This window comes from Mesorhizobium tamadayense (genome assembly GCF_003863365.1).
In the GTDB taxonomy this organism is placed as follows: domain Bacteria; phylum Pseudomonadota; class Alphaproteobacteria; order Rhizobiales; family Rhizobiaceae; genus Mesorhizobium; species Mesorhizobium tamadayense.
Window position 1 is genome coordinate 28,895 of sequence record NZ_RQXT01000029.1, and the last position, 12,658, is coordinate 41,552.

10 protein-coding genes and 1 pseudogene are annotated in these 12,658 nt (G+C 61.9%); 5 read left to right on the top strand and 6 right to left on the bottom strand.

The window, feature by feature from the left end; genetic code table 11:
* Positions 1-29: 29 nt before the first annotated feature.
* The 5 genes from EH240_RS39130 (at position 30) to EH240_RS21715 (ending at position 4,711) form a co-directional block, all read left to right on the top strand.
* The gene (locus EH240_RS39130) at positions 30-665 is read left to right on the top strand and encodes a nucleoside 2-deoxyribosyltransferase (protein ID WP_245436266.1); all 636 of its coding nucleotides are present in this window, start codon (positions 30-32) and stop codon (positions 663-665) included.
* Entirely contained in the window at positions 662-1,258 is a 597-nt protein-coding gene (locus EH240_RS21700) for a 7-cyano-7-deazaguanine synthase (protein ID WP_125002433.1), read from the top strand. The genes EH240_RS39130 and EH240_RS21700 overlap by 4 nt, the downstream gene beginning before the upstream one ends.
* A gap of 824 nt (positions 1,259-2,082) precedes the next feature.
* A complete protein-coding gene (locus tag EH240_RS21705) occupies positions 2,083-2,544 on the top strand; it encodes a DUF3489 domain-containing protein (protein WP_245436267.1) in 462 nt (153 codons plus the stop codon).
* Between the two features lie 5 nt (positions 2,545-2,549).
* Positions 2,550-3,023, top strand: a complete 474-nt coding sequence (locus EH240_RS21710; RefSeq protein WP_125002501.1) for a DUF2924 domain-containing protein — start codon at positions 2,550-2,552, stop codon at positions 3,021-3,023.
* A complete protein-coding gene (locus EH240_RS21715; protein ID WP_125002435.1) occupies positions 3,020-4,711 on the top strand; it encodes a recombinase family protein in 1,692 nt (563 codons plus the stop codon). The genes EH240_RS21710 and EH240_RS21715 overlap by 4 nt, the downstream gene beginning before the upstream one ends.
* 532 nt (positions 4,712-5,243) lie before the next feature.
* Here the strand turns inward: EH240_RS21715 and EH240_RS38075 are convergent.
* From EH240_RS38075 to EH240_RS21745, 6 genes and pseudogenes are all read right to left on the bottom strand, one after another.
* Positions 5,244-5,585 (bottom strand): hypothetical protein, encoded by a 342-nt coding sequence (locus tag EH240_RS38075; RefSeq protein WP_167484103.1) that lies wholly within the window; start codon positions 5,583-5,585, stop codon positions 5,244-5,246.
* A gap of 45 nt (positions 5,586-5,630) precedes the next feature.
* Entirely contained in the window at positions 5,631-6,719 is a 1,089-nt protein-coding gene (locus tag EH240_RS21725; RefSeq protein WP_125002437.1) for an ABC transporter ATP-binding protein, read from the bottom strand.
* Between the two features lie 7 nt (positions 6,720-6,726).
* Positions 6,727-7,779 (bottom strand): carbohydrate ABC transporter permease, encoded by a 1,053-nt coding sequence (locus EH240_RS21730; protein WP_125002439.1) that lies wholly within the window; start codon positions 7,777-7,779, stop codon positions 6,727-6,729.
* Positions 7,776-8,798, bottom strand: a complete 1,023-nt coding sequence (locus EH240_RS21735) for a carbohydrate ABC transporter permease (RefSeq protein WP_425374820.1) — start codon at positions 8,796-8,798, stop codon at positions 7,776-7,778. Before EH240_RS21735 ends, EH240_RS21730 begins: the two co-directional genes overlap by 4 nt.
* Positions 8,795-10,063 carry an ABC transporter substrate-binding protein gene (locus EH240_RS21740; protein ID WP_125002441.1) on the bottom strand — a complete coding sequence of 423 codons (1,269 nt, stop codon included), beginning with the start codon at positions 10,061-10,063 and terminating at the stop codon, positions 8,795-8,797. Before EH240_RS21740 ends, EH240_RS21735 begins: the two co-directional genes overlap by 4 nt.
* Positions 10,064-10,147: 84 nt before the next feature.
* A pseudogene (locus tag EH240_RS21745) lies at positions 10,148-12,651 on the bottom strand (hypothetical protein).
* Positions 12,652-12,658 lie beyond the last annotated feature (7 nt).

Sequence of the window (12,658 nt, forward strand, 5' to 3'; positions counted from 1 at the left end):
CCGAGGTTGTTGTCTTAAAGATGGGCGCCATGGGCGCCCGTGTAATTGCCCGCACCGGTGTGCATGACATTCCGCTCTACAAATCAAATAAGGTCTGGAAATTGGGCTCGGGGGACGTGTTTTCGTCGACTTTCGCGGCACTTTGGGCGGTGCAGGGTATGGGTGCCGAAGATGCGGCTGAGTTGGCGTCGAGATCTGTCGCCTGGTATTGCGAAAACCGCTCCCTTCCGCCGCCCGATCCACGGACGTTGCGAATGCTTTCAATGGAGCCGTTGGTTCCCGCAACAGGCAAGATTTATCTTGCTGGCCCATTCTTTGACTTGGGCCAACGCTGGGTAGTCGAGGAAGCTAGACGGGCACTGTTACAGGCCGGGGTCGAGGTGTTTTCGCCTATACATGAGATCGGACCTGGCAAGGCGGAAGAGGTTGCCACGGCTGATCTTAAGGGCTTGGAAGGTTGCCAAGCAGTCTTTGCTATCCTGAACGGAATGGATCCGGGCACTATTTTTGAGGTGGGGTATGCCAAGAAACTTGGAATCCCGGTGGTGGCGCTCGCTGAGAACGAGCGGGAAGAGGACCTCAAAATGATGGCCGGCAGCGGGATGACCATCACGGACGATTTTGTGACGGCAATCTATCGGACGATTTGGAGCCTAGGTCGATGAAGACAGCTTTGTTGCTTTCAGGCGGGATGGATTCCGTCAGTATCGCCTGGTGGATGAAACCCGACTTAGCTATCACGATTGACTACGGACAAAAGCCCGCAGATGCCGAGATAGCTGCTGCCCGCAAAGTCGCTGAGCTGTTAACTATCAAGCATGAGATCATTCGGGTGGATTGTTCCTCCCTGGGCTCGGGTGACATGGCAGGCACAGCTCCGTTGTCGGCGGCACCCGTCTCCGAATGGTGGCCGTTCCGCAATCAGCTCATTCTCACCTTGGCCGGCATGGCAGCTGTTCGTATGGGGTGTGGAAGGCTCTTGATTGGCACGTTGGCGACCGATGGCCAGCACGCTGATGGCCGCCCTGAGTTCGTCGAAAGGATTTCCGCCCTAATGAGCTTTCAAGAAGGCAGCATGCTCGTTAGCGCACCCGCGATTGGACTGGACGCCGTCGAACTGGTGCGGCAATCAGGCATTGATCAGGCTACTCTTGCGTGGGCGCACTCTTGCCATGTCGGAAATTTTGCCTGCGGCCGCTGCCGCGGTTGCATCAAGCACTTCAACACCTGGCACGCCCTTGGCTGGACTCCTCACTGACGATCCCGTACCTCGAAATGAGCCGGGGACTTGGGCAGCCTGGCTGCCAGAGGGATCGAAGATCATCACACTGCCTCGGCCCGAGCCACGCGCCGACAAACCCTTTATGGGTGTTCTCGAGGCCAGGCGCTCGAACCTCGGCGGGACAATATCCTGGCTGCAGGTTTCAGAACTGCTCTGGCACACGTGTCGAACCCGTCAATGGCGTGGTGTTGGACGTGCTGGGATTCCGATCGAGCATCGGGCACTACCATCTGCCGGAGGTCTGCATGCAGTGGGCGTGATCGCACAAATGGTAGAGCAATCCGAGCCGCCCCGCCTTTACCTTCCCGGGAGGCATGCGTTCGCCTGCCTAACTAAAGCCGAAGACGATGCCCACACAGCGAACGCTGTCGATGCTCGAGTTACCGGTGCGATAGTCGCGGGGTGCACACTCAGGCTGGTCGGTGACTACGCCAAGGTATCTGCAGCTTACCAACATCCCGAAAGTCTTCTGTGGCGCGACGCGGGGATTGTTACTGCCGGTATTTGCATCATTGCAGAATGGATGGGCTTGACGAGCATTCCGATTGGTTTGACGGGGTCGTCGCATCTTCGCCGTTTAGGTTTTCCGGCAGACCGATTTATCGGATTAGGTGCAGTGCATGTCGGGGGCAGATTGTAGACTTGCACCCTGCCAGAAATGGCCGTAGCCAAGGCACATTCCGCTGGACTTCGTTACGCACGCAAGCATTGCTGGGGGTAACAACCCGGCGGTTATCCTCCGCCAAGAAACAGAGACTCTCCAGCCCGCCAAGCGGGCTCGAATCAGTACAGGCGCCGGATTGACCGGCAACTGCAAACTGAGGAGAACGACCATGGCAACCCTGGGCACTGATCAAGGTACCGAATCGGACAACGACAAGCTTCAAACTCCGCCGGAGCCGCATGAGCACATCTGGGATGCGCTAGAGACCCCGCCCAAGCGGGCGAAGAAGGCGAAGTCGCCCAAAAAGAAAGCTCGTGGAGAGGCCGGTGCGGAGCCGGCTCCGGCAAAACCACCGAAGGCTGCGCCCCGCGCCGAGACCAAGCAGAGCAAGTCGGATCTGGTGTTGAAGAAGCTCCGCCTGACGAAGGGCGCCACAATCGAGATGCTGATGGAGGTCACCGGCTGGCAGGCGCACTCGGTGCGGGGCTTCTTGTCAGCGGCGGTCAAGAAGAAGCTCGGCCTAAACCTAGTCAGCGACGTCGGCAAGGATGGGGTCCGCCGATATCGCATCGATGACGGCGCCAAGGGCGGTGCATGATGGCCATGCGAGCCAAGCTCAACATCGAAGCAGAGGTCGCCGCCCTAGGCGACCTCTCCCGCGAGGAACTCGCAGCCCAATGGGAGAGGATCTACAGATGCGCGCCCCCAAAGGGTGTCAGGCGTGAACTTCTGATCAGGGCAGCAGCTTGGCATCTTCAGGCAAAGCGTCTCGGTGGATTTTCCACCGAGACGCGTCGCATGCTCAGGTCCGCCATAGACCGGGTCGAGAAGAAGATCGCCGACCGCGACAGCCAAGCTAACGTCGTCGACGACGACATCAAGGTCACGAACGCGCAGAAGCGCAAACAAGCTTTGCCCGGCACCAGGTTGGTCCGCGACTGGAACGGCAAGACCCATATCGTCGACGTGATCGAGGATGGCTTCGTCTTCGAAGGGAAGATCTACCCCTCGCTGTCATCGATCGCACGCAAGATCACCGGCGCGCATTGGTCCGGTCCAAGGTTCTTCGGACTATGAGCAGCTCAAGGTCCCGCCTACGCTGTGCCGTCTACACTCGCAAATCGAGCGAAGAAGGTCTCGACCAGGAATTCAACTCGCTCGACGCCCAGCGCGAGGCTTGCGTCGCGTTCATCGCCTCGCAGATCGGCCTCGGCTGGAAGCTCGTCCCGGATCGCTATGATGATGGCGGCATCTCAGGTGGGACGATGGAGCGCCCTGCCCTGCAGCGGCTGCTGCAGGACATCCGCGACAAGAAGGTCGATGTCGTGGTGGTCTACAAGATCGACCGCCTAACCCGATCGCTTATGGACTTCTCGAGGATCGTTGAGATCTTCGATGCCAGCTCGGCATCATTCGTTTCTGTCACGCAGCAGTTCAACACCACCACATCGATGGGCAGGCTGACGCTGAACGTGCTTCTGTCATTCGCGCAGTTTGAGCGAGAAGTCACAGCTGAACGCATCCGCGACAAGATCGCCGCCTCCAAGAAGAAGGGTATGTGGATGGGAGGTGTGGTGCCGCTCGGCTATCGTGTGGAGCACCGCAAGCTCGTCATCGACGATCTCGAAGCGGAGATCGTCCGACACCTGTTCGGTCGATATCTCGCTCTGAAGTCGGTCCGCGGTCTTGCAGACGAGGCCGCACGCGATGGCCTCGTTGCCCGAACCCGCGAACGCCAGGATGGGACCGTCGCAGTCACGATGCCATTCGGCCGCGGGAACCTCTATCACCTGCTCTCGAACCCCATCTACATCGGCAAGATTAAGCACAAAGATCAGCTCCACGAAGGCGAGCACGAGCCGATCATTGCAGGTCCGATGTTCGAAGAGGCCCAGGCGCTTTTGGCCACTCAGGCGCCGCGCCGCAGGAGCACGTCGAACGTCACACAGCCTCATCTTCTCACCGGACTGCTCTTTGACGAACACGGTGAGAAGCTTCGATCAGTGCATGCCAACAAGCGCGGCGTCCGCTATCGCTACTATGTCTCAAAACAGTTTGTTGATCAGCGGCGCGGCAGCTCCGACGGATGGCGCCTTCCCGCCGATGCAGTTGAATCGGTAGTTGAGCATCAGCTGAATCGCATTCTCAGCGATCATGACCAAATCGCTGATTTGATTCAGCGATGGGGAAGCGCAGCCGACATTCAAAACGCTATGCGTCGCGCGGCTGAGATCAAGGCTGCCTGGACCTCCGACACTGCCGACCACAAGCGATCACTGCTGCAGAAAATGGTCCGCCGTATCGCCCTTGGTCAGAAGTCGCTGGCCGTCGACATCGACGGCCGAGCGTTGTGCGAACATCTGCTCGATCAACCTTTGCCATCGGATGGCGGCGCCGAGACCCTTTCGATCTCTTGCCAATTCGACATCAAGCGACGTGGCGTCGAGATGCGCATCGTACTAGGCGAGGCCTCGTCCAATAGCGCTGACCCTGACGCCGGATTGATCGACGTGGTGCAACGCTCTCAGCGGTATCTCCATCAACTTACAGATGGTTCTGGCCGAAGCTTGACAGAGGTGGCTAACTTGAACGCGACGACGGTCTCTGAGGTGAGCAGGCTGCTGCCGCTGGCATTTCTCGCACCGAAGATCGTGTCGAAGATTATCGCCGGCAACCAGCCAGTCGAACTCACAGCCCATAGGCTGTCGCGCCTGTCCGGCCTTCCCCTCGTATGGTCTGATCAGTCTGCCCTGCTCGGCCTCTGATTCCGACCATCAGCTGAGCATCGCTTTTCCAAACGGTTGGCTACGGAAATGGGCATGGAGAGACGAACCCCAGAATTCCGGGCATTCTGGGCTGGGAACGCGGCGTCTCCGCCAAGCATTGCCGCGATGGCGTCACTAACCTACGGAAATGTCGACACTATTTTGAGACGGTCGAAAGAACGCCAAAACTGGCGGACTGAATGGTGGGCCCGGAGGACGTATTAACATCGTTGATTTCATTGACTTTTTCGTGGGCTAAAATCAAAAGTCTTCCCGTATTGTTCCGTATGGTCCCGCGACTGGGCGGCGGTTCAGTGCCCTATATGCCACATCCCCGAGCGCGGCTCGATCTGCGGCATGACAGGTTCCGCACCTCCAGGCACCTCTGCGTAGCGCCGGAAAGTGGCTTGCCGGCTTTTTTCGGAAAATACCAACGCATGCGGTCCTCGTCGCCGCGGCACAAACACGTGCAAAGCTCACCCGTCCGGTCTGGCCTTCTGACCGGACTTGCTGCCTAGATAGCCTCGACTTTTCATTGCTTCAAATATCCAATGGTCAGGTTGCGCGCGCACGCCACGACATTCTCGCCGACCGCATCGGTGTCTACGGCATGTCGATGGGCGCGACGCTGGGCTACTGGCTGGCGGCGGTCGAACCGCGCATCGCCTGCGTGGCGCATTTGTGCTGTTTTGCCGACTTCGCCAGCTTGATCGATACCGGCGTGCACGATCTGCACGGCATCTATCTCACGATTCCCGGACTGCTCAATCTTGCTGGCAATGGCGAAATCGCCGGGCGGATCGCGCCGCGGCCGCAATTCATCGGCATCGGCGACCAGGACCCACTGACGCCGCCATGTCGAAACGCCGGCCATGCGCGCCGCCGCGAGCGGCTTTTTTCGCCGCTTCCTTGCCGGAGACTAGCGCGAAGCGACGCGCAGCCCGGCGGCATCGAAGAGGTGCATACGCTCCGGCGGCAGAGCCAAGGTGAGCGGCGGGCCCTGCGTTTCGACGCCCTGCCGCTTGAGCACGGCGACTAGCTTATTGTCGCCGGCAATGGTGGCGTGGACGACGGTTTCCGGCCCCAGCGCCTCGGCCAGCGTCACATGCGCTTCCACCGACCCCTTGCCGCCATCCGAAAGCTCTATGTCGTGTGGCCGGATCCCGAGCGTCGCATCGTCTCCGGGCTTCAGCGCGGCGCCGTTGACGGCAATCGTGGCCGAAAGCCCGCTCGGACCGTCGACATCCACCTGTGTGGCACTGGCCGAGCGCACCTTGACCGGCAAAAGGTTCATGCGCGGCGCGCCGATGAAGCCGGCAACGAACAGATTGGCCGGCGCATTGTAGAGATCGAGCGGCCGGCCGACCTGCTCGATCTTGCCGGCGCGCATCACCACGATGCGATCGGCGAGCGTCATCGCCTCGACCTGGTCATGGGTGACATAGATCATCGTGGTGGCCAGCCGCTTGTGCAGGGCTGCGAGTTCGGCGCGCGTCGAGATGCGCAGTTCAGCGTCGAGGTTGGACAGCGGTTCGTCGAGCAGGAAGGCGGTCGGATTGCGCACCACCGCACGGCCGATCGCCACGCGTTGCTTCTGGCCGCCGGAGAGCTGCCCTGGCCTGCGGTCGAGATAGGGCGCGATTTCCAGCATGCGCGCCGCTTCCGCGATGCGCCGGTCGATCTCGGGTTTCGGCATGCGGATGTTTTCGAGCCCAAAGGCAAGGTTCTGGCGCACGCTCATATGCGGGTAGAGCGCATAGGACTGAAACACCATGGCGAGTCCGCGCTGTGCGGCCGAGACCTCGGTGACGTCGGCGCCGTCGATCTCGATCTTGCCGCCGGTCGGTTGGTCGAGCCCGGCAATCAGCCGCAGCAGCGTGGACTTGCCGCAGCCCGACGGGCCGACAAGCACCAGCATCTCGCCGTCGCCGACATCTAGACTGATGTCGTGCAGGATCTTCACCTTGCCATAGGCGCGATCGATGTTGGTCAGGGTTATCCGTCCCATCGTGCCCTCACTTCAGTCCGGTGCCGGCAATGCCGGAGGTGATGTAGCGCTGCAGGAAAACGAAGACGAGCACGACGGGGATCATCGTCACCACGGTCATCGCCAGGATGTAGTGCCACTGCACATTGAGCTCGCCGGCATAGGTATTGAGCCCTACCTGGAGCGTGTAGAGCTCCTTGCGCGACAGCACCACCAGCGGCCACAGGAAGTCGTTCCAGCGCCAAACCACCGAGAAGATGGCAAGCACCGCCAGCGCGGGTGCTGCAAGCGGCAACACGATGCGCCAGTAGATCTGCCATTCCGACGCATTGTCCATGCGCGCGGCATCGAGCATTTCGTCGGGGATGGTGAGCATATACTGGCGCAGCAGGAACACGCCGGTTGGTGTGGCCACCGTCGGCAGGATGACGCCCCACAGTGAATCCAGCAGGCCGAAGGCGCTGACCACCGAATAGAGCGGCACCAGGATGACCGACAGCGGCACCATCAGCGTGCCGACGATCAGGAGCATGGTGAAATCGCGACCGCGGAACTTGTATTTCGACAGAGCGAAGGCGGCCATCGAATTGGTCAGCAGCGTGATCAGCGTCGCCATTGCAGTGACGAAAACCGAATTGCGGAGATAGCGCAGGAAGTCAAAATGGACGAAGGGTTCGGTATAGTTCTCAGTCGCGAAGCCGATCTCACGCACCGGCTGCCGGTCGGCAATATTGACCTTGATGATGTCCTTCGGCGCCTTGGGATCGATCATCTGCGCCACGATCCCGATGCGGCGGACCTCGGCCATCACCTTGCTCGAGCCGTCCGGCAGCTTCACCGTGTAGAGGGTGAGCGGCTTGTCATAGCCTTCGACGCTCATCTGCTGGCCGACATAGGGCAGTATGGTCGGCGGAAACTCGGCCAGCTGCGCCGGCGTCTTGAACGACGAGCCGACCAGCCAGACCGCCGGGCCGAACATGATGACTAGACCGCCGACGAGCCACAGCCAAGTCACAGTGTCGGTCCAGTGCCAGGAGCGACCACCGCGCCGGCGAGTCAGGAATGCCGCGACGCCGCTCATTGCCGCGCCCCCTTGCGTTCGCCCCGGCGCCCGACCTGCAACTGCACCAAGGTCAGCACGACCAGCACCAGTCCCATCAAGATGGAGGCCGCCGAAGCCAGCCCTGGATTGCGCAGCAGCGAGGCGAAGCCGATCTCGTAGATGTACTGCGTGAGGTAGAGCGTCGAGGTTCCCGGCCCTCCTCCGGTCAGCACATAGACTTCGTCGAAGATCTGCACGGCGCGGATCAGCGCCAGCACGATGACGACGAGCAGGTTCGGCATCAGCAGCGGCAGCGTGATGCGCCAGAACACCCGCGCCGGCCTGGTGCCGTCCATCTCGGCCGCCTCATAGAGGTCGCGCGGGATCGCCTGCAATCCGGCAAGCAGGATCAACGTATAGAAGCCCATATGCGCCCAGACCGAAACGCTGACGGCGGCAGTGAAGGCCCAGAAGCGGTCGGTCAGCCAGTTGTGCGGCTCGCCCCCAAAGTCATGCACGATCATGTTCAGCAGCCCCTGGCGTTGCAGGATCCAGCGCCAGATCAGGCCGGTGACGACGGGCGACAACAGCACCGGAAAGAAGAACACCGCGCGCCAGAAAGAGCGTCCGATGATCTCGCGGTTGAGGATCAGCGCGGTTGCCATCGACACGACGGTCAACAGCGCCACCTGTACGATGACGAACAGGCCGGTGTTGTGCACGGCCTTCCAGAACAGGTCCTCGCGGCAGGTGGCGGTATCCAGATAGTTGCTGCAATCGAGCAGGCGCTGATACTGCTCCAGCCCTACATACGAGCGATCCTGGAGGAAGTAGGCGGTTCCTGATGTGGCCGAATAGAAGAAGTTGATGACCAGGGGCACCAGGACGAAGATGCCGAAGATCGCCATGTTGGGGGCGAGGAAGAAGGCGGCCATGCCGCCGGTGCCCGTCGCGCGCTGCCAGGCCTTGAGCGGCACGTTGACGATCAATGCCAGCCAGAAGACCGGCGCCGCGAGCACAGCGCCGGTCCATGACTTCAATGTCGCAACGGCGCTCACTTGGCCTCGGCGACCTTGTCGGCGATATCCTGGTCGATCTTGACCCAGGCAGCGTCGAGGGTAAGTTCGCCGGCCATCACCTGGCTCACTCGGGTGACGAGCGCGGCGAAGTAGGCATTGGCCCATTTCCACGGCGGCAGCGCGTCGGCTGCCGGCAAGGTCTCACCCGCCGCCTGGACAAACTTGTCGAGCGCCGGACCGACATTCTTGTCGGTCGAACCCCATTTCAATCCGCCTTTCGCGATGACGCCCTTGTGCGCCGGCAGGAACAGGGTGCGCTCGCTGAACTCCTTCACCACGGCTTCGCTGGCCAGGTAATCCATAACCTTGGCCACATCCTTGGGGTTCTTGGTGTATTTGATGGCAACGAGTGCGGCGCCACCTTTCAAGCCCGAACACCCCGCGGTGCCGCAGGGCGAGCCGGTTGCCACCCAGTCAAAGCTGTCGCCTATCTTGGTCGACAGATTGGCGACCTGCCAGCTGCCCGAATAATAGAATGGGATCTGCGCGTTTATGAAATCGTCCGTTGCAGCGCGATAGGTCGAGCCTGCCGCCGACACCCAGGTGTCCTTCAGCATCAGGCCCTTGGCGGTCCAGTCGACGAGCTTGCCGACGAACGCCTTGGTGCCGTCGTCGACCTTCGCCGGCTTGCCGTCGGCGCCGATGTAGTTCGCTCCGAAGGAGACGTTGGCGCCCGAAATGCGGTGACCCGAGCGGTCGATCGCGAACGCTGCCGGCAGTTGCTGGCTCTTCGCCACTTCGGCAGCGGCGTTGATCCAGTCGTCCCAGGTCGCCTTGTCGCCCGGTAACGCCACGCCGGCCTGCTCGAACAACGTCTTGTTGGCGAAGCCGCCGGTGAGCGTAAGCTGGGTCATGAAGCCGGTGATGGCCTTGGAACCGTCGGGTCGCATCCAGTCCAGCGTGTCGCCGAAATTGTCGTCCCAGTACTTCGCGTCGGCCACCAGTGGCCTGAGATCAAGCCAGTGCTGGGCGAGCTCCTTGATGTTGGTGACGCGGGCGATGTCCGGGCCCTGGCCGGCTTCGAGCTGGATCGGCAGCTGCTCCTGGATCACCTTGTAGGCGACATTGTCGAGGGTGATGTGGATGTCGGGATTGTCCTTCATGAAGCGGTTCAGGATGTCCTGGATGACATCGCCTTCGACACCGTCCGAATACCACATGATGCGCACGTCGCCAGCAAACGCGCTGGTCGATGCGAGCAGGCTGACCGATAGCGCGGCCAGCAAAGTGCGGGTCTTTTTCATGCTTTCGTCTCCTCCTTTGTCCGGGGCTCGCCCCGATGATCCAAGCCGCCACACCCTCCTCCCATGAGGGGCGCGGCGATCCTCCTATTCCCTGCGCTGCATAAGCGTCGCCTCGCCGCGCACGGTCCAACTGGTCGGATCGAGGGTCCGGCCCTGCGCCATGACCCTTGCGTCGGCGAGAAACCGCACCGTGCCGTATTCCGGATCCTCGATGATCAACTCGCCATCGGAGCCTGGCTGCACCGACAGGCCGGCAAAGGCGGCGACCCAGCCGTCGAGCGTCGGCAGACCGGCATCCCGGCTGCCGAGGCGAACGATCCAGATCGCCTTGCGCCCCGCCGCCCGCAACTCGTTGCCGGCCGTCGGTCCGCCCTTGATCTCGATCAGCGGCACATCCGTCTTCAGCATGGCAAAGGCGTTGCCCGATTGCGCGAAGGCGCGATGGTCATCCACCTGCACGGCATCGAAGGCGCTGGCCGGGAACCAGGCGTGCGTGAAGTCGGGCTGTTCGTCCGAACAGGCAAAGCTGACGACGGCAAGGTCGCGGTATTGGTGAACCCGCGGCAAGGTGCCGGAACCGCCCCAATAGGACGGGCGGCCATAGCCGGACTGCAAAACTTCGCCCGGATGGTTGATCCATATCTGCGCATCCGCATTGTTGCCCAGCCGGGCATGGATGACAGTCTCCTGGTAGCCCCACTGGCTCCAGCGATAGCCGGCGGCGCTACCCATCGCATGGTTGCGCGTCTTGTGGTGGTAGAGCCGGGCGAAGCGGTCCTGTCCCTGCGCAAAAGTCCATTCCCACGCCGTATCGTCGGCGAGAGAGGCAATAGGCGCCAGCTCGGCGGGAACGCTCAAGCCGTGGTCTCGAAGGCAGAGCGCCAGCTGCGGCAGCGCATGGAAGCGCATGCCGTAATTGCCCTTGCCCCAGACCATGCGGCAGATGCCCGATAGCTCCAGCGAGCGCGCGGCGCGCAGCGTGTGCTCATAGGAGCGGCCTTGCGCGCCGGTCAGCATGCCGTGGTGCGCCGAGCGGGCGACGATCTCGAGCAGGCGGATGATGGCTTTGCCGGCACGCTCGGCGATGTCCTTGTCCGGAGCGAGTGCATAGAGTGCGCACAGGCCCTTGAGGTCGATCGGGAAATAGGGCGCCGAGTTGAACTCGGCCATCTCCCATGCCTCGAAATGATCGAGCCACGCCCGCACCCGCGCCGCTCCCACAGCCGACTGCTCGCGGCCAAGACGCCCAGAGCGCACGAAACGTTCGGCGGGCAGAAGCCCACCGGCAATATAGGCAGCGGTATGGAAGAGCAGCGCGTGGTTCTCGGAAAAATACCACTGCACATCGTTGCCGAGCTCATCCATCCAGTAGCGATAGCCGAGTATGGCCTTGTCGACGCGCGGGCGCAGGTTGGCTTCTAGCCGATCACCGTAAGCCCCGCGGCACCACAACAACGGCACCAGGATGAAGTCGGCGCAGTCGTGACAATCCTCGATCGCCGGCAGCGCGCCGGAGATCATGACGTCGGTTTCCGCACCCGCCTGCCCGATCGCCAGGCGCGCCAGCGCGCGCACCGTGTCTGCCTCGGCATGATCGGCGACCTCGTTGAGCGCCTCATCAATGCGCGCGGCAAGCGTTGCCGGTGCGGCGCCCTGGCGGCGCGCATGGCAGATCTCGACGCCGAAGACACGAGATGCGCTGTGATCCCCGATGGTCAGCGTCACTTTGAAGTGGCGAAAGTCGGCTGGCAGCTGCTCGGTATCGGCAATCGGCAGCCGCGTCTGACCTTTGGCCAGATAGAAGGCGAAGCGCACCGGCGCCTCGATCGACATGAAATCGCCCTCGATCTCGACCGCGACTTTTGCGTCACGCGGCAGGGCCACGCCGGTGACCAGAGCCACAGCGCCGCCATCATAGGCAGGACGCTCGAAATGCATGTCGTCGAGGGCTGCTTCCATTGCGTCGGCGACGCCGCCCTCAACCTCGATCGGCAGCGCGATAGAGATTGCCGGCCCCGAGAGATAGTCGAGCTGGAAATAATAGCGGGCGTCGCGTTCGGCGAGATCGTCGAACCAGATGCGGATGGTGTTACGGCCGGCCTTCAGCGCGATGCGAAAGTCCTCCGCGCTTTCCAGATTGCGGCCATAGGGCGCCATCCAGCCGCCTTCCGCGCCATTGGCGAAGAGGATGGCGCCGCCGCATGTGCGTAGCCTGAGCAGGGCCTCGCCGGCCGAGGCGGCCTCGATGATCGTCTCGGCCCAGGTGCCTAATACCGTCGGCCGGAACCAGAAGCCCGACAGGTCGACGCGCGGCGAGGCAAAGGGCAGCCAGATGCGCTCGGCGCTGAACTCGGCTGCGATTTGTGGCCGGGCCGCTTGCCGCGGCGCTCGGCTGCGAACTCGGTGCGGCACGGATATTCATGCGGAATGAAATTCTTGTGCTTGGTCAGGAAGAAGAAGGGATCCATCTCCCCCCTCATCGGCTGGTCGGCGACGTCGTAGCGCTGCTCGGCGATTGAACCTAGCCGCCAGTAAACGATCGGCTGGCCCGACGCGACCGGCCGGCGCAAGGCAAAATCGGCTTGCATGTTCTGG